Below are 17,055 nucleotides of genomic sequence, written 5' to 3' on the forward strand. Positions count from 1 at the left end.
TGGCCGGGGGCGGTTGTTGGAGAAAGTGACGTCAGGATGCGCGGTTCCGGCGGGCGTTGGAAGTGGGAAGAGCTGATCGACTTCGAAGTCGCGCTGGCGGCTTGGGACGGTGAGTCGCGCCCGGAAGGCTTCCATGGGGAGGGTTCGCGGCCCGCGGTGATGAAGGCGTGGAAAGAGGCGGTGGACGCGCCGCAGGTCGGCCGCTCGTGGGTGAAAGCCATTGCGTGGGCTGGCGCGATCGCCACCGCGTTCACGTTTTTGGCCGGGATCGGCGCGGCCTGGGGCTGCTACGATCGCGAGCGGGAGGGCATCGATGTCGTCGTTTTCCTGGTTCTCACATTGCTGGTGCCTTGGGTGACTTTGCTCGTAGGCCTGACCTTCTGGCTGTTCCGCCCGCGCTGGGGTGGGCTGCTCGGGCCGCTCCTGAAGAAAATCACCGCCCGATTCGCCGGAAACGACGGCAGCAAGGTGCTGGCGGTGATCGAGGCCAGCCCGGAACTCGCCAAGTCCTTCGGCTGGAAGCTCGCCGCCCGCACGCAATCGGCCGCGCTGAATTTTCACCTCGGGGCGATCGTCGGGCTGACGCTGTTGTTCTTTTTCCGCCGAGTCGGCTTCTACTGGGAGACGACCACCGAGCGGGCGATGGAGCGGACGCTAGAGAGCGTGGTGAATTTCCTCTCGATGCCGTGGCGGGGCGTCCTGCCACGGATGGTGCCGGAGATTGCGGCGAGCCGGCGGGATGCCGAGTGGGAGGGGGGGGGCACGAGTTGGATGGCGTTCCTGATGCTGGCGCTGCTGGTGTGGGGCGTGGCACCGCGGTTCCTTCTGGAAATGGTCGCTCACATCCAGTCGTGGCGCGCGGCCCGCAGTCCGGACTTCCAGTCGCCGCGGCATCGCCGGCTCTTGCGGGTGCTGACCGGGGTGAAGCGCGGCGAGGAGCCGGCCGGGCCGGCTGATGGTGCGCTGGTGCTCGATCTTGGCGGGATTTCGCCTGACCACGATTTGCTGCGGCCGTTCTTCCTCCGCCACCTGCGGCTCAATCCGGTAACTTGGGAAACACTCGATGTGCTCGATACCGGCCGTGAGGCGGCGGCGCGCGCTGCTCTGGAGAAAGCCCCCGCCGGGATCATCGTGCTCGCCGAGGGCTGGTCGCTCGCCCCGCGCAAGATCGAGGAAACGCTCAAGCGCGTGCACGATGCGGCGGGGGGGCGGCGCACTGCCCTCGTGGTGGCGGACTTCGATCGCGAGGGACGCCCGCGCGCGCCGAAAGCGGACGAGCGGGTCGCATGGGAGAAATTTTTCGACGGTCAAAAGGGCCTCGACGTGGAACTGAGCCTGTATGAGGAGGACCGGACATGGGCACCTGGCTGAGCGCTGAAATCCCCGCCTTCGCCGTGGTCGGGCGCGTCAATGCCGGCAAGACCGCCACCTTGGCGACCTTGCTGGAAATCGACGATGACGAGCTGCTGCGCATCAGCGCCACGCCCGGCGAGACTACCGAGGTCCAGGCCCTGCCCGTGCGCTACGATGGCGAGGAGCTGCTGCGATTCCTCGATACGCCCGGCTTCCAGCAGCCGATCGAGGCGATGAAGGAGATCCAGCGCCTCGCCGCCGGTGGGGTGCCCGGACCAGCCGAGATTGCGCGCTTCGTGAAGGAATGCCGCGAGCGCTTTCCCGACGAGGCCCGGCTGCTGGAGCCGCTGACCGAGGGCTCGGGTGTCATCTACGTGGTCGATCCTGGCAAGCCGCTGCGCGATTCGTTTCTCGCCGAGATCGAGATCCTGCGTTGGACCGGCCGGCCGCGCCTCGCCTTGCTGAATCCCCAATCCCAGGCCGCGCCGGAGCAGGAGCGGGAGTGGCGGGAGCGACTGGGCACCGCCTTCAATCTGGTCCGCACCTTCGATGCCCACGAGGCCCGCTACGACGAGCGGCGGCGCTTATTAGAGGCGCTGCTGCAGATCGAGGAGCATCACGGCGGGCACATCCGCAAGGTGATCGCCGCGATGGAAAACGAAATGGCCGACCGGCTCGAGGAAGCGGCCGAGGCGATCCTGGATTTCCTTGAAAAAGCGCTCACCCTCCGCGTCAGCGATCCCATCGACATCCGCGACCGCGGCATCCCTTCGCGGATGGAGAAGAAGCGCGCCGACCTTGAGGCACGCTATTTCAAGAAGCTGGCCGACCTTGAGCACGATTGCCTGAAGCGCCTGCTCAAGGCCTACCGCCATCATCTGATCAAGCCGGACATCGATCCCGCCCGCCATACCGGCCTGAACCTTTCGATGGCCGAGACGTGGCGGAAATGGGGGCTCAACCGCTGGCAGCTCACCGCCGCGGGCGCGGTGGCTGGCGGGGCGGCGGGTGCGGTCTTCGACCTCGGCGTGGGGGTCCACAGCCTCGGGGCGGGCACGGTGATCGGCGCGATCGGGGGCGGGACGGCGGCGTTTTTCAAGGGCGGAGCGCTGCCCGAACTGCGGATCATCGGCGGCGGATTTGGAAAGGTGAGGGGAGACGGCCAGGCGATGGTCGCCGGGCCGCCGGAAAGCGCGAATTTTGCCTGGGTGCTGCTGGACTCGATGCTGATCCGCCACGCGGGCATCCTCGACCGCGCCCATGGCCGGCGGGATGCGGAGGGGCTGGAAGTCGGCGAGCAGGACAGCCGGGTGCGAGCTTTTCCGGCGGCGCGGCGCAGTCTTTTCCAGAAGTGGTTCACCAGTTGCCTCAAGGGTTCGCCCGACCGCGGCAAGGAACCGGAGGTATTTGCGGAGCTGGTTGCAGCGCTTGGTGAAGGGGCGGCCTTGCCGAAGGAATAAACGCGTGCTACCCCCTGCGTCGGATGGGTGCATCGGACCGGGACTACTTTCGCGATGAAGAGCGGCGCTATGCCGGGGGCGGAGCGCTCCCGGGACTGACGCCGGTGACCAAGTGGCTGCTGATCGCCAACGCGGTGATCTTCCTCATCGATTTCTTTTCGCGGTCGGGAAAAGGGATCAATGCCTTCTTCGGGGTGATTAACGAGCCGCTGTGCTTCAGCATCGAGTCCGCCTTTCTGGAAGGTCGCATCTGGGAACTGCTGACATTCCAGTTTCTCCACGCCAATCCGTGGCACCTGATCGGGAACTGCGTCGGGCTGTATGTCTTCGGACCGTGGGCGGAGCGGTGGTGGGGAAGCCGGCGCTTCCTCGTCTTCTACCTCCTCTGCGGCGTGGCGGGGGCGCTTTTCTTCACCCTGCTGACCCTGACCGGAGCGCTGCCCGGTCGCGACCTGATGTCGCCGCTGGTTGGTGCCTCGGCCGGGATTTATGGCATCTTTCTTTCGATCGCGGTGATCGACCCGAAGGAGAGGGTGAGGCTGCTTTTCCCGCCGGTGGAGCTGACGATGCGCAAGCTGGCGCTCATCGCCATGGGGATCGCGGTGGTCATCATCCTCGTCGACAATTTGGTCGGCGGCCGGCCGTCCTTGAACAGCGGTGGCGAGGCCGGGCATCTCGGTGGTGCCATTCTCGGCTACCTGCTCACCCGCTTCCCGCAGATTTTGCGAAAAGGAAAGGGGACCGAGGAGAAGATCATCCGGCCGAAGGAGTTCCGCCGCCGCCGCCAAGTGCCCAAGCTGCGGCCGCGCACCGCCGTCGATATCGCGACCGCCTCCGACGTCGACCGGATCCTCGACAAGATAAGCCGCGACGGGATCCAGAGCCTGACCGACAGCGAGCGCGAGACTTTGAACAAAGCCAGCAAACCGACCAAGGAGCGATGACCGACGCCGAGATGATCGACTGCCCCGACCAGGGACGACAACTGGAACGACTGCGCGCCATCATGCACCGCCTGCGTGCGCCCGGCGGTTGTCCATGGGATGCGGAACAGACCCATTCCAGCCTGGTTTCCAATCTCATCGAGGAGGCCTACGAGACCGTCGATGCCATCCAGCGCAACGATCTGGAGCATCTGGAGGAAGAGCTGGGAGACTTGCTGCTACAGGTCGTTTTCCACAGCGAACTGGCGCAGGAGAGCGGGCGCTTCGATCTCGACGACGTGGCGCGGGGGATAGCCGACAAGCTGGTGCGCCGGCACCCGCACGTCTTCGCCACTGCCGATGCAGCTACGACGGATGCCGTACTTCAGCAGTGGGATCAGATCAAACGCAGCGAGAAGGGGACGGAGGAGGAAGCCTATCTCCACGGCACGGGAAAGGGATTGCCCGCCCTGCTGCGCGCCTCGAAGCTGCAGAAGAAGGCTGCCAAGGTGGGCTTCGACTGGCCGACCCAGACCGGCGTGATGGCCAAGATTCGCGAGGAAGTCGTCGAGCTGGAAGCGGCCGTGGACGAGCAGGATCTCAAGGCCGTGGATGAAGAGATCGGCGACCTGCTGTTTTCTGTCGTGAACCTGGTGCGCTTCCGCAAGCTCGATCCGGAGGTTGTGCTCGCCGCCGCCAACGAGAAGTTCGAGCGCCGCTTTGGTGAAATGGAGCGACGCTTGAAGATCGCCGGCCTCACGCTCGACGAGGCGACGGCGGAGCAGATGGACGACGCTTGGGAAGCGGCAAAGCGGGCGCGGATTTGCGTGTGATGCGAGGTTGGGCGTTCCGCAGGCGTATGGGTTCCATGCGCTTTCTCCTCCTCGGTCTTCTGGTTGCTGGTCCGCTCCTTGGGGCGACTCATGAAGTGGATTCCGCTACCGAACTCGTGGCCGCGCTCCGCAGCTTGAAAGCGGGCGACGTGGTGAAGATCGCTGCCGGAGATTATCCGGCGGGTCATTTCGTGACGGGGATCGAGAAGCTTACCATCGAGGCGAGCGATCCCGCCAATCCGCCGCACTTCAAGGGGGGCAAGGAGGCTTGGCATTTTTCCCGCTGCCCCGGGCTGACCCTGCGAAATCTCAAGGTGAGCGGACAAAGCGCCAACGGCATCAATCTCGATGATGGCGGTGAGCGCGAGAAGCCGGTGGTCAAGGTGCTGCTGGAAGGCATAGAAGTGAGCGACATCGGCCCGAATGGAAACTTCGACGCGATCAAGTGTTCCGGCTTGCAGGATCTAACCATCCGCAACTGCACGATCTCCGGTTGGGGAGGGCAGGCCATCGATTTCGTCGGTTGCCGCAAGTCGCTGATCACCGGCTGTGTCTTCACGGGCAAGATGGGCTATTCCCAGCATACTGGTCCGCAGTTCAAAGGCGGCAGTGAGGATGTAGTGATCGAGAAATGCCGCTTCAAGGATGCGGGGCAAAGGCCGATCCAGGCGGGTGGCTCGACGGGGATGGATTACTTTCGCCCCGCGGGCGCGAAGTACGAGGCTCGTCGTATCACGATCCGCGAAAATACCATCGAGGGGGGGATGTGTGCGGTGGCTTTCACGGGGGTTGATGGCGCGGAGTTCACTGGCAATACCGTGCGGCGCCCGGAGAAGTGGATCTTCCGCGTGCTGCAGGAAACCAGGGCCGAGGGCTTTGCTCCCTGTCGCAATGTGGTCGTCTCCGGAAATTCCTTTGTCTTCGAGAGGGCGAAGGTGAGGGAGGAAATCAACATTGGTCCCGACACCGCGCCGGAGACCTTCCGCTTCGAGAACAACCGCTGGCTTGCGAAAGACAAGCCTGGGGCATCCACGCCGAAATTGCCGGTGGTGGAGAAGGGTGGGGTTTATGGGGAGGAGTAGATTCGGGCGAGTGCTGCTCGCGTCGGCGCACTTGTGAAAGTGCGGAGTGGTCCTTGGAGGCAGGCAGTCTCCGTGCTTCCGCATTGTTACCAATGCGCCTACCTCCAAAAGTAGACGCTTGGCCGGGCGAGTGCGTTTCGCGTAGGCGCACTTGTGAAAGTGCGGAGTGGTTCCTGGAGGCGGGCAGTTCTCGTGCTTCCGCATTGTTACCAATGCGCCTACCTCCAAGAGGAAACGCCGGGCAGGGCGAATGCCTTTTGCGTAGGCGCACTTGTGAAAGTGCGGAGTGGTCCCTGAAGGCGGGCAGTTCCCGTGCTTCCGCATTGTTACCAATGCGCCTACCTTTTTCCATCACCTCTTCTCTTCGCATCCATCGTTCGGTCTCCTGTTCTCGGGGCTATCATGGTATCTTCTCACCTCCCCTTGGTGCAGCTTCCAGAAGCGGCCCCAGAATTCTGCGGCCGGAAAGATCGGCACGTCTGGATACCGGGGGACGATGGTTCCTCCATAACACCAATCCTGCCATGACTTGACCAAGCCGGCACGCTCGGGATTCTGGCGGATGTAGAGCACCGTATCCTCGAAGGAATCCTGCTGGCATTCCGGTTGTCGCAGGACCCGATCGTGTGATTGGGGTTGGAGCTTGAACTGGGGCGGCTTGAGTCGCGAATTCCAGTGCCTACGGAAGAAGCGCATGGCGAGAAGCTGGTCAGAATGTGGCGCAATCCCCATCCATAGGACATGGGCGTGATCTGGCATCAGGCAATAGGCCGGACAATGGAGGTGGTAACGCGCTCCGGCATGGAGGAGCAGCTCACGAAAGAATTGATGCATGGAATCGTCGAGCCAACCCGTGCGGCGATCATGCAGGGTGATCGTCCAGTGCACCCAGGCCGTTCCCCGGTAACACGCCGCGGGGAGGCGAGGGAGGTGATCGGGATGATCCATCAGACGTGAGATAGGGGGAGGTGAATAAGGGGGCAATGAACTTTTGGAGGCGCAGCGGTGGAAGTGCGGAGTGGTCCCTGGAGGCGGGCAGTTCGCGTGCTTCCGCATTGTTACCAATGCGCCCACCGCCAAATAGAAAACGCCAAGCCCGACGGTGTCGGAGCTTGGCGTTGGGAAAACGGATTGGAACTGGGTGGGCTTACTTGCCCATCGCCTTCAGCTTGCCATCCCACTCGTCGATCTTGGCCTTCTGAGCGGCGAAGAGAGCGTCGGTGGAGTCGAGGATCTCGATCTTCTCGATCTTGTCGCCCTTACCGGCGGGATCGACCTTGCCGCCGGGCTCCTTGGTGTCGACCTTGCCCATGATCTTGCCGACCACGTCCTGACCCTTGGTGACTTCGCCGAAGACCGAGTGGCGGTTGTCGAGGAAGGGAGTGGGGGCCATGGTGATGAAGAACTGCGAGCCGTTGGTGCCCGGGCCGGCATTGGCCATCGAGAAGATGCCCGGCTTGGTGTGCTTGAGGTCGGGATGGAACTCATCGGCGAACTTGTAGCCCGGGCCGCCGCGGCCGGACTCGGTCGGGTCGCCGCCTTGGACCATGAAGTTTTCGATGACGCGGTGGAAGGCGATGCCGTTGTAGTAGCCGCGCTTGGCGAGGCTGAGGAAGTTGGCAGCGGTCACCGGCACCTTGGAGGCGAAGATGGTGGCTTCGATATCGCCCTTGGTGGTGGTTATCTTGATCTTGATGTCCTTGATTTCCTCGGTCTTGGCGGCTTCGGCGGGCTTCGCTTCTTCCTTCTTGGCTTCCTCCTGCGCGAAGGCGAAGGGAGCGAACAGGGCGAGGGCGAGAATCAGTCGTCGTTTCATGCGTGTCGTGTGGGTTGGAGGGAAAATTAGTCAGGCGTTGTTTTCGCCGCCCTTGGCAGAGCGGGGCTTCGGCGCTTCGGGATTGGTTTCGGGCACCAGCGGCCGGATGTCAACGAGCGGCACCCAGCCGCGGCTGTCATTGGTGAAGGCGACGTAGGCCCAGTCGCCGGAGCGGCTGACCAGCTTGCAGAGCGATCCGGCGGGCGCGTCGATGACGGTGGGAGCGGTGCGGGCGGCGTCGGTGCGGACCGTGGCGCTGTCGGCCACCACCACGGCTTGCTCGGTCAGCGGGGCGAAGCGGGCATCGTCCGGATAGTAGTGCCAGCCGAGTGCACCGCAAACGGCGATCAGCGGGGCGGTGACAAAGGCGGCGATGGCGGCCATGCGGACGCCGGCTCCCGGCCGGGTGGCAGGGAAGACCAGCAGGCCGATCCCCACGGCCCATGCGGCAGCGGCGACCAAGCCCTGCCAGAAGCCAAGCGGCAGCCGTGCGATCTGGTGCTCATAGTCCGGCCGCTGGATTGTGATGGAGCCGAATTTCCGCTCGAGGAAGCGGAGGTTCTGTCGCGACTCGGCGTGGGCGGGATTGCGGGCCAGGGCGCGCCGGTAGTAGAGCGCCGCTTCGCCGGCCGAGCCCATGCGGTAGGCCGCATTGCCAATGTTGTAGAGCGTATCGGCGGGAAGCTGGTCGTAGGGACCGCTGTCGATCCATGCCTTGGCGGCTTCGCTGTAGCGGCCGTCTTCGAAGAGCTTGCCCGCATCCTCGGCAGCGCGGGCGCTTTCCCCGGAAAGGGTCAGGAATACGGCCACCAGTGGCAGGGCGATCCGGCGGAGCTGCTTGAGCACCTTGCTCCGCTCGGAACGGTCCACCCGGGCCTCGGCGCGTTCCTGGCGGAAGCTGCTCTCGTCGCGTCGCTTGAGTACTTCGCCGACGAAGGGGTCCTGACTGTTGCCGAGCCAGCGCTCGATGAAATGGCCGGCCGCGCGGTAGAAGCTCTGGTCCGGCGCATTCTCCACCACGCGCCATTCCTTGTGGCGGGCAATGACGTCGGGATCCTTGTGAAGCCGCGGGGCAATGGCGCGGAAAGCGATTCTCCCGATCAGGCCCAGCGCCAGCAACGCCGGCACGACCTGCCAAGTCCACGGTGGAAGGTTCAGCTTGTTAGAGAGCAGTCCGGCACTGGGATTCACCACGCCGAGGATGTCGGTCATTTGCTCGATCGGCATCGAGAGTGCCGGCGGCGGGGCGGCCATCACGCCCGGTGCGGTGGATGGCAGCACATTGAGCGGGATCGCATCGGAGAGGATTGATTCGTAGCTGCCCTTCGCCGGGTCGAAGTAGACCAGCTTGAAGGGCGGGATCGCCTTTTGCATCTGCAGCGGACGCATGAACTGGCGGAAAATCACCTCTCCGGAGAGTTCACGGCGTTCTTCGCCACGTTCCTGCGGGGTGGCGTCGTAAAGTTTCCAGCCTTCGGCATCGAGTGGCTTCGGCGGAGTGAGCGCGTCGAGATTGCCACTGCCGGAAATGGCGATTTCCAGCGTGACGGGATCGCCTTCGCGCAAATCGGTCTCGCCGGTGACGACCTTCATCTCGAACTGGCCGACGGCATTGACGAAGCCCTCCGGCGCGCCGGGCGGCAGCGGCTTCGACTCGAGTTGCAGGGCCGGGACGGACAACTTGAGCGGCTGGGCGTAGGCCCGGCCGAAATTCTGCACCGACGCGATCTGGAGCTGCAAGGTGAGCGACGCGGGCCCGAGCGTGGCCGGACCGGGCTGGTTGGTGGAGGCGGTGCTGGGGTAGGGGACGGCGTAGTAGGTCCGGCCTAACAGCTGCGCCCGGCCGAGCTGTGGCTGCGGCTGGAAGCGCCAGGCAGACAGGCTTTGGCGCTCGAAGTCAGGGATCCCCCAGTCGATGACGATCTGATCGCCGGGGAAGTAGATCTTGAGCTCCACCGGCTGCTTCTCTCCAAGGAACGGTTGATCCTTGATCGAATGAAAGGCGGCCGAGTAACGGATCCGCTGGTCGCCGACGGTGGCGGTGGCCCAGGTCAGGCTGGTCTCGTCGATCACGCGGAACTCGACCGGGCGGGTGCGCTGGAGTTCGCCATTCACCATCACCTCGATCGGTGGGATCTCATGGGTGCCGACCTCGAGGCTCGACACCACGAAGGGAATGAACTGCTCCAGCCGGCGGCCTTCACCGGCACGGCGCTGGACGTAGCCGCCCAACAGGCGCAGGTCCACGTTCTTGACCACCGGCAGCTTGGGCATGCTGACTTCCTCGCCGAAGTCGCCGCTGCGCAGGACGACTTCGAATTTGGCCTGCTCGCCACGGACGAGGAAGCGGCTGCTCATCAGCGCCTCCACACGGGATGCGGCATGGGCCGCTCCGGCGAGCAGCAGGAAGAGGATAATGTGGCGGATTTGGTTCACGTCGGAAAATTCAGGTTACCAGTCCTTTTCGGGCTGACGGTACTCCAAGCGGCCCGGATTGAGCGCGCCCTTCTCGAAATCAGCATTCTCACGCAAGATGCGGCGGGCGGCGTCCTCCGGGGTCTCGCCTTCCTTGGGCTTGCTGCCGCCGTTCTTCTTGTCGCCTTCCTTGTCACCCTTGCCGTCTTTGGGGCGGTCGCCGCCTTCGCCTTTGTTCTTCTTGTCGCTCTTGTCGCCGCCCTCGCCTTCGCGCTCCTGATCGCCCTTGCCTTCGCCTTCCTGGTCGCCTTCGCCTCCTTCGCCTTCAGGCTGAGGCTGGTCGCCTTGGCCTTCCCCCTCGCCGGGAGAGGGCATCGGCTGGAGCTGCTGGGCGTTCTCCTCGACCTCTTCGAGGATCTCGCGCAGCTTCTTGAGATACTTCACGGTCAGCGTGCGATTGTGGCGCGCATTTTCGAGCGACGAATCGTAGCGCAACGCGGAGTCGAAGTGCTTCACGCCATCGATCCAGTCGCTGATCACGGAGTTGAATTTATCGAAGCCGGCGCTTTCGCCATTTTCGGGGGCCTCGCTTTGCATCCATTCGGAGAGGTTCTCGCGGACCATCGTGTCGAAGGTCTCCATGGGATCCACCGGCTTGCCGGCTTCCGGCTTCTTCTCGTCCTTCGACAAGCCGAGGATGGAGTCCGCGATGCGCCCGAAGGCGTCCGGCTTCTCCTCATCTTCCTTGGGGTTCACGTTCGGATAGGCGGCGTCCCGCGATAGCCGTTTCCAGCCGCCGCCAAAGAGGACGCTGCCCATGCCATGATGGGCGGCGGCGCGGACCTTCGGATCATCGGACTTCAACGCGGCACTGAACGCACTGCGGGCGGACTCAAGCTCGCCCTGGAGATAAGCGGCATTTCCCTCTGCCAGACGGTAGCGGGCGATCCGTTCCGGATCCTTCTCGGCCATGGCGAGGCCCTTGAAATAGGTCACCGCTTCCTCATGCCGGCCTTCTGCGAGCGCGCGGCGGGCGTCGTCCTCCACCCCGGCCTTGGCAGGCTGCGGGAACAGAAGCACCAGCGCCGCGGTGGCGGTCGCACTGGCCGGGCCGAGTCCCCGCCAGCGGGTGCCCGCGATGACCGAGGCCATCAGCATCAGGATGCCCGGCAGCACGAACCACTGGAAGTACTCGATGGGCACGAACCGTTCGCGGCCGGCGATCTCGAATTGCTCCATGTCGGAAATCGCCAGCTTCACCATCTCCGGGATGCTGGTGGCGGAGGTGGCGGCGGCAAAGCGTCCGCCTGTTTCCAAGGCCATCCGCTTCAGCGGCTCGGCATTCAAGGCGCTGCGCACCGGATTGCCCGCACGATCGCGGTGGCGGCCGTCGGGGAAGTCCTTGTCCGGGACGAAGTCGCCGAGTTCGGTGCCCATGCCGATGGTGAAAACGTAGATGCCGGAGCGCTTCGCCTCTGCCGCCAGCCGCATCATCCGCCCGGTGGTTTCATCGCCGTCGGTCATGATGATCAACGCGTTCTCCTTCTGGCCGGTCTCCTTCAGCGTCTTGATCGCCATTTCGAGGGTGCCTTCGAGATTCGTGCCGCCCACCGGGATGTAGCCGGTGTCGAGCTGGTCGATGGTTTCTCGCGCCGCCGAATGATCCGGGGTGAGTGGGGCGACCAGGTAGGGTTCCCCGGCGAAGGCGATCACGCCGATGCGATCTCCCGGCAAGGCATCCATCAGGTCATAGCAGAGGGTCTTTGCCTGGGTCAGCCGGTCTGGCTTGAGGTCATTCACCAGCATGCTTCGGGAAAGGTCGAGCGCGAGCAGGACGTTGCGGCCCTTGGTGGTTTCGGTTTCGAGACCCTTGCTGGTCTGCGGCCGCGCCAGGCCGAGCGCCAGCAGCACCACTGCCGTCAGCAAGAAGGAGAACGCGAGCCAGCGCGGCAGCGGGCTCGACCGGCGCAGCAGCTTCGGGCGCAGGCGCGGTGCGGCAAAGGCGGCCCACTGCTTGCGACGCAGGCGCGCGGTCAGCACCGCTCCGATCGCGAACAGCGGGATCAGTAGCAGCAACAGGAGCCAGGCGGGTTGGGCGAGCGTCATGGCGCGGGAGGCGGATTGAGGGCCAACACGAAGGCGGCGGACAGGGAGGCAATCACCGCAGCCCCAATGAACCACGGAAACAGTTCGGTGTCTTCGATGACCGTGCGGGACACCGTTTCGGACTTCTCAAGCTCGTCGATGCTTTTGAAGGTGCCTTCCAATTCCGCGACATTCTGGGCCCAGTAGTGCTCGCCCTTGGTCAAGGTGGCGATCTTCTTCAGGGTCGGCAGGTCGAACTCCTGGCGGGCGAAGCGCTGAATGTGGCGTTCGACCCGGCCCTCCTCGGTGCCGATGGCGATGGTGTAAATCTTGATGCCGAGCTTCTTGGCATTCTCCGCGGCCTCGATGGGGGAGATCTTGCCGGAATTCGAGGCTCCGTCGGTCAGCAGGACGATGATCTTGCTCTTGGCATCCCGCGATTCCAACCGCGTCGATGCGGCCGCGATCGCCGAGCCGATGGCGGTGCCCATTTCCTTGAGGATGTTCAGGTCCACCTGCCGGAAGCTCTGGAGCAGCCAATCGTGATCGAGGGTGATGGGGCTGACCGAGTAGGGACGGCCGGAGAAGATCACCATGCCAATGCGGTCGTCCTTGCGGCCTTCGATGAACTTGTGAACCACCGCTTTCGCCGCATCCAGCCGCTGCAAGGGCCGGCCGTCGGGCGTGTAGAAGTCATCGATGCTCATCGACAGCGACACGTCGAAGGCGATCACGATGTCGATGCCGCTGGCGGTTTTGCTCTGATACTCGTTGCGCCACACCGGGCGGGCCATCGCGAGGATCGCCGGTATCAGTGCGAGGATGGCCAAGGGCATGCCGAAGGAGAATGCGGTGCGGCGGACCTTCGCCCCGAGACTGACCAGCACCGACAGTGTGGAAAAGGTCAGGGCCGCCTCCGCCCCGCGGCCGCGCCGCAGGATGAATAGCAGCAGGCAGGGGATCAGCAGCAGCAGCCACTGCGACTGGGCGAAGCGGAAATGTTCGAGGAATTCCGTCATGCTGGCTGGTACTGGTGGAGTCGGTCGAGCAATTGGCGGGCCGCTCCGAAAAGCGCCACCGGATCGCCATTTGCGTCGCGACCATACTTCAATCGGGCGAGATGGGAAAATCCTTCCGCCGTGACATTGCGCAACTCCTCAGGGTAGCTGGATAGCGCGGCGTGGCGGGAAATGAACTCCTCGTGGGTCTCGAACAACGCCGGATCCCCACAAACGGTAGCCAGATAGCGGCGCAGGACTAGCGACACCTTGGTCGCGGCCACCTGCATTCCACCCTCGGGCACGGCATCCAGATCATGCTGCGCCAGTGCGTAGGCCTCCTCCCGCAGGTGCCGCGGGTCGGTTTCCGTCGTTCTGGTGCGGCGCAGGTAAAATGCGAAGCCCACCACGCCGGCGATGGCCAGGCCGATGAGCACCCATGCCCATGGCGGCAGGCCGGGATCGGGCAACAGCGGGTCTGCCGGGACCAGATCCCGGAGCACCAGCGCGTCGTCAGTTTCCTTGGCCATGGTAGATCAGCGGGCGCGCTTGCTTGCGCGTTTTTTCAAGAGCCGGTGAAGATCGCCGAGCCGTTCGCGGTCGGTCGAGATCTGCGCGTGGTCGATGCCGTTCTTCTTGCAGATCGCGCGGATGCCTTCCATCTGGCGGCGCATCAGCTTTTCGTAGCCCATGCGCAGGTTGGCGTTGTTGGTATTGACCAGCGCCTCCCAGCCGGTTTCGGGATCGGTGAATACGACCCGGCCGGCTTTCGGCAGGGTCATTTCCAGCGGGTCATTCACCTGCAGGGCGATCGTCTCGTGCTTGCGCGCCACCTTGCCGAGCGGCTTGTCGATCGGATCATCGAAGAAGTCCGAGATCATGAACACGAAGGCTTTCCGCCGCAGGGTGCGGATCAGGAAATCGCAGGCGGATTGGATCGAGGTGCCCGGCTTGTCGGGCTCCGCCATCAGGATCTCGCGCACGATCCGCAGCACGTGGCGGGTTCCTTTCGCCGGGGGGACGAACAGGATCGGCTCGTGCGCGAATAGCAGAAGGCCGACCTTGTCGCCATTGCCCACGGCGCTGAAGCCGAGGATCGCCGCCGCTTCCGCCGCTGCCTCGCGCTTTGAAAAGTGAACGCTGCCAAACTCGGCGGAACCCGAGACATCCACTGCCAGGATCACCGCCAGCTCTCGCTCTTCGCGGAACTTCCGGATGTAGGGCGTGCCCATCCGCGCGGTGACATTCCAGTCGATGAAGCGGATCTCATCGCCGTGCGCGTACTCGCGGAAGTCATCGAAATCGAGGCCTTGGCCGCGGAAGGACGATTGGTATTCGCCGGCAAAGGTCTCCCTCACCAGTCGCCGGGCCTTGAGCTCGAGCTTGCGGACCCGGCTCATCACTTCCTCGATGTGCTCGTCGTGGGTCATGGGAAAGAGACGCAGGACTGGAAGACGCACGACACAAGGCTGGAGGGCGTCCAGTTGGCCGTGCTGGTTCTGTCGTTCGCGCGCCGCATTATGATTTCAAGTCTTGCGTCTTGGGTCTTGAAGTCTTGCGTCTTCAGGGCACCGGCACCTTCGCGAGGACGCGATCGAGGATTTGGTCCGTGGTCACTTCCTCGGCTTCCGCCTCGTAGCTGAGCAGGATGCGGTGGCGCAGGACGTCGTGGGCCATGTCTTTCACGTCTTGGGGCGTCACGTAGGCGCGGCCGGCGCTGAAGGCGCGGGCGCGGGCGGTCAGGGCGAGATTGATCGTGCCACGCGGCGAGGCGCCAGCGCGGATCAGATGCTTCAGCCCGCCGTCAATCTTGGCCGGGAAGCGGGTCGCGCGGATCACATCGACGATGTATTCGCGCACCGCGGGATCGATGTAGATCTGGTTCACGTGCGAGCGGGACTCGGCGACCTGTGCCGGGCTGGCCACGGTGCGAGTCTGGTAGGGCGGGGCGGAGGTCGCCATGCGGTCGAGAACCTGGAGTTCCTCGTCCTTGGTCGGATAGCCGACGCTCACCTTGAGCAGGAAGCGGTCGAGCTGGGCTTCCGGAAGCTGATAGGTGCCCTCCTGGTCGATCGGGTTCTGCGTTGCCAGCACCAGGAATGGCTCGGGCAGCTTGTAAGTCGTGTCCGCGAGGGTGACCTGCTTTTCCTGCATCGCCTCAAGCAAGGCGGACTGGACCTTGGCCGGGGCGCGGTTGATTTCGTCGGCGAGGATCAGGTTATTGAAAATCGGCCCCAGCTTCGGCGAGAACTTCGCCTCCTGCGGGTTATAGACCATGGTGCCGAGCAAGTCGGCCGGCAACAGGTCCGGGGTGAACTGGAAGCGGGCGAAACTCGCATCGAGCGACCCAGAGAGCGCCTTCACCGCCAGGGTTTTCGCCAGGCCGGGGACGCCTTCTAACAAAATGTGGCCATTGCATATCAGCCCGACGACCAACCGGTCCACCAGCCGGTCCTGGCCGACCAGCACGCGGCCCATTTCCTCTTTTACGGCGGTAATCCAGCCACTGGTGGCGGCGATCCGGTCCTGCAGTTCTTCAGTCGTCATTGTTCGGCTTTCAAAAAGGATGGGTGCCCGCGGGCGGCACGGCCAGCGCGAATCCACGCTGACAACGGGCTAAGCGACCCGGGGGTGCTGGCGTGTCTAAAAACACCGCCTTCAACCGAACCTCTCGTGCAAGCGTGTCAGCACTTCGCCGGCCATCCGCGCCGTGGCCGCGAATTCTCGCGAAACCCGTTGGTCGGCGATCACCCGGCTCCAGAACTCCCGCGCCAGCAAAAGCATCTCCCGCCATGCCTCCGCCGCGGCCGGCACCGGCGGCTGCGGGGCGAAAGCTCGATCCATCAGTTCGCCCTGCGGCCCCGGGGCCCAAAGCATCGGCAGCATGTCATAAGCGGGTGCCAGCACGAAGGGGAGGGAGTCGGTCATCCGGAAGGCCAGATTGCCCGCGTGCATGTCGGTGTTGCCGATCAGCTCGCCGAAGGCCTGCAGGCGGCGCACCCGCTCTGTGGCGGGGGACTCACATAGGCCGTAGCGCTCTAAATCCGCGACCCGCGTCGCCCAATCTCCGGAATGTCCTCCGTGCAAGGTCGCCAGCGAGATGGTTCCCCGGCGGCCGCCGTTCGTCGTGCGGTCGAAGCGAGACAATTCAAGGAATCTCCGGCCGCCGGCATCGATCAGGCGCTGCGCTTTCTCCGCGAGTCCCGCCTCCGCGAGCAGTTCCAGCGCGTGCCACTCCATGGCCAGCAGGTCTGCCCAGCGCCGGCCGGTCCCTTGGCTGACTGGCGGGGAAAATTTCACCAGCACCTGCCGCCGCTCGACGCCGGATTCCTCCAAGGTCGCCAGAAATTTCGGCTGCTCACCGCCGAGCCAGCCGCCGGGCATCGGCTCCGTCATCGTGCGCGCCGCCAATTCCGGATAGCGGGTCATGGCCTGGTGCGGCGCCAGCGTCGATTCTGGGGTGGGCTGCATCTGCAAGGCCAGCGCCCGGCGCAGGCAGGCGTCCCCGAGGATCCAGTCGCCCGGTCCTTCCTCACCGGCGGCGTGGAGAAAAACCACCAGGTCATCGTCGCTCCAGCGACCGGGGTCCGCTGACATCTGGAGGCCACTCGCCAGCCGCGTCGCCAACGCCCCACCGAGAAATCCCCGCGGGGTCAATTCGCGCACGAAACCCGGTAGTCCGTCCGATAATCCCTCAGAGTCGGAGAAGTGTCCGATCCATGCCGGCGGGGTGTCTTCCCACTGGATTCGCCACGCCCCGTGATAGGCCTCAACCGTCCCGCGTCGCTCGGCGCGGCCCGCCGCGTCGATTTGATAGAGTGGAAAAGTGGTGTCCGTTTCCCTCACTTTCCGGCGGAGCGCATAGCGAGTCCGGCGGGTGGCGCCGAAGCTCGCCACGTGGCTCCCGAAGTCGCCGAGGGTCCGGGTGATGGTGGACCGATCTACCCGGAAATCGGCCGCCAACTCGGCGGCTGAGACCGGGCCGGTGGTCTGGAGGCGTGAAAACAGGTCTTTCGCGGGCAATCGTGGGGGGCGAGCCATGCGCCACGGGTTATGCAGCGAAAAATCGGCAAATGGGAAGCTTTGTTAT

General features: G+C 64.4%; 14 protein-coding genes. 5 read left to right on the forward strand and 9 right to left on the reverse strand.

The genetic code is table 11. The features are described from left to right. Positions 1-36 precede the first annotated feature (36 nt). From OKA05_RS21905 to OKA05_RS21925, 5 genes are read left to right on the forward strand one after another with little or no spacing between them, the layout of a single operon-like run. Positions 37-1,371: a DUF2868 domain-containing protein gene (locus OKA05_RS21905; RefSeq protein ID WP_264489335.1), complete on the forward strand. Its 1,335-nt coding sequence runs from the start codon at positions 37-39 to the stop codon at positions 1,369-1,371. After that, the gene (locus OKA05_RS21910; protein ID WP_264489336.1) at positions 1,356-2,813 is read left to right on the forward strand and encodes a GTPase/DUF3482 domain-containing protein; all 1,458 of its coding nucleotides are present in this window, start codon (positions 1,356-1,358) and stop codon (positions 2,811-2,813) included. Before OKA05_RS21905 ends, OKA05_RS21910 begins: the two co-directional genes overlap by 16 nt. Positions 2,814-2,836: 23 nt before the next feature. Then, positions 2,837-3,757 (forward strand): rhomboid family intramembrane serine protease, encoded by a 921-nt coding sequence (locus OKA05_RS21915; RefSeq protein ID WP_264489337.1) that lies wholly within the window; start codon positions 2,837-2,839, stop codon positions 3,755-3,757. Then, positions 3,754-4,569 (forward strand): nucleoside triphosphate pyrophosphohydrolase, encoded by an 816-nt coding sequence (gene mazG / locus OKA05_RS21920; protein WP_264489338.1) that lies wholly within the window; start codon positions 3,754-3,756, stop codon positions 4,567-4,569. The genes OKA05_RS21915 and mazG overlap by 4 nt, the downstream gene beginning before the upstream one ends. Positions 4,570-4,604: 35 nt before the next feature. Further along, positions 4,605-5,651: a right-handed parallel beta-helix repeat-containing protein gene (locus OKA05_RS21925; protein ID WP_264489339.1), complete on the forward strand. Its 1,047-nt coding sequence runs from the start codon at positions 4,605-4,607 to the stop codon at positions 5,649-5,651. 351 nt (positions 5,652-6,002) lie between these two features. On the opposite strand, the gene OKA05_RS21930 is transcribed toward OKA05_RS21925, so the two are convergent. The 9 genes from OKA05_RS21930 to yjjJ form a co-directional block, all read right to left on the reverse strand. Further along, positions 6,003-6,599, reverse strand: coding sequence for a hypothetical protein (locus OKA05_RS21930; protein WP_264489340.1), 597 nt, complete (start codon positions 6,597-6,599; stop codon positions 6,003-6,005). A gap of 199 nt (positions 6,600-6,798) precedes the next feature. After that, entirely contained in the window at positions 6,799-7,467 is a 669-nt protein-coding gene (locus OKA05_RS21935) for a peptidylprolyl isomerase (RefSeq protein ID WP_264489341.1), read from the reverse strand. Positions 7,468-7,497: 30 nt separating this feature from the next. Then, complete coding sequence (locus OKA05_RS21940) at positions 7,498-9,903, reverse strand: hypothetical protein (RefSeq protein ID WP_264489342.1); 2,406 nt, start codon at positions 9,901-9,903, stop codon at positions 7,498-7,500. Positions 9,904-9,918: 15 nt separating this feature from the next. After that, positions 9,919-11,988: a VWA domain-containing protein gene (locus OKA05_RS21945; protein WP_264489343.1), complete on the reverse strand. Its 2,070-nt coding sequence runs from the start codon at positions 11,986-11,988 to the stop codon at positions 9,919-9,921. Beyond that, positions 11,985-12,986: a VWA domain-containing protein gene (locus OKA05_RS21950; RefSeq protein ID WP_264489344.1), complete on the reverse strand. Its 1,002-nt coding sequence runs from the start codon at positions 12,984-12,986 to the stop codon at positions 11,985-11,987. The genes OKA05_RS21945 and OKA05_RS21950 overlap by 4 nt, the downstream gene beginning before the upstream one ends. Next, entirely contained in the window at positions 12,983-13,495 is a 513-nt protein-coding gene (locus tag OKA05_RS21955) for a hypothetical protein (protein ID WP_264489345.1), read from the reverse strand. Before OKA05_RS21955 ends, OKA05_RS21950 begins: the two co-directional genes overlap by 4 nt. 6 nt (positions 13,496-13,501) lie before the next feature. Beyond that, complete coding sequence (locus tag OKA05_RS21960) at positions 13,502-14,395, reverse strand: DUF58 domain-containing protein (protein ID WP_264489346.1); 894 nt, start codon at positions 14,393-14,395, stop codon at positions 13,502-13,504. A 133-nt stretch (positions 14,396-14,528) separates the two neighbouring features. Continuing rightward, positions 14,529-15,512, reverse strand: coding sequence for an AAA family ATPase (locus OKA05_RS21965; RefSeq protein WP_264489347.1), 984 nt, complete (start codon positions 15,510-15,512; stop codon positions 14,529-14,531). Between the two features lie 111 nt (positions 15,513-15,623). Then, a complete protein-coding gene (yjjJ, locus tag OKA05_RS21970; protein WP_264489348.1) occupies positions 15,624-17,006 on the reverse strand; it encodes a type II toxin-antitoxin system HipA family toxin YjjJ in 1,383 nt (460 codons plus the stop codon). Between the last annotated feature and the right edge of the window lie 49 nt (positions 17,007-17,055).

The sequence above is a fragment of the Luteolibacter arcticus genome (genome assembly GCF_025950235.1).
GTDB lineage: Bacteria > Verrucomicrobiota > Verrucomicrobiia > Verrucomicrobiales > Akkermansiaceae > Haloferula > Haloferula arctica.

Bases quoted from the DNA above. Each gene is read 5' to 3' on its own strand.
- OKA05_RS21905 (WP_264489335.1), top strand. From the start codon at position 37: ATGCGCGGTTCCGGCGGGCGTTGGAAGTGGGAAGAGCTGATCGACTTC.
- OKA05_RS21910 (WP_264489336.1), top strand. From the start codon at position 1,356: ATGGGCACCTGGCTGAGCGCTGAAATCCCCGCCTTCGCCGTGGTCGGG.
- OKA05_RS21915 (WP_264489337.1), top strand. From the start codon at position 2,837: ATGGGTGCATCGGACCGGGACTACTTTCGCGATGAAGAGCGGCGCTAT.
- mazG (WP_264489338.1), top strand. From the start codon at position 3,754: ATGACCGACGCCGAGATGATCGACTGCCCCGACCAGGGACGACAACTG.
- OKA05_RS21925 (WP_264489339.1), top strand. From the start codon at position 4,605: ATGCGCTTTCTCCTCCTCGGTCTTCTGGTTGCTGGTCCGCTCCTTGGG.
- OKA05_RS21930 (WP_264489340.1), bottom strand. From the start codon at position 6,599: ATGGATCATCCCGATCACCTCCCTCGCCTCCCCGCGGCGTGTTACCGG.
- OKA05_RS21935 (WP_264489341.1), bottom strand. From the start codon at position 7,467: ATGAAACGACGACTGATTCTCGCCCTCGCCCTGTTCGCTCCCTTCGCC.
- OKA05_RS21945 (WP_264489343.1), bottom strand. From the start codon at position 11,988: ATGACGCTCGCCCAACCCGCCTGGCTCCTGTTGCTGCTACTGATCCCG.
- OKA05_RS21950 (WP_264489344.1), bottom strand. From the start codon at position 12,986: ATGACGGAATTCCTCGAACATTTCCGCTTCGCCCAGTCGCAGTGGCTG.
- OKA05_RS21955 (WP_264489345.1), bottom strand. From the start codon at position 13,495: ATGGCCAAGGAAACTGACGACGCGCTGGTGCTCCGGGATCTGGTCCCG.
- OKA05_RS21960 (WP_264489346.1), bottom strand. From the start codon at position 14,395: ATGACCCACGACGAGCACATCGAGGAAGTGATGAGCCGGGTCCGCAAG.
- OKA05_RS21965 (WP_264489347.1), bottom strand. From the start codon at position 15,512: ATGACGACTGAAGAACTGCAGGACCGGATCGCCGCCACCAGTGGCTGG.
- yjjJ (WP_264489348.1), bottom strand. From the start codon at position 17,006: ATGGCTCGCCCCCCACGATTGCCCGCGAAAGACCTGTTTTCACGCCTC.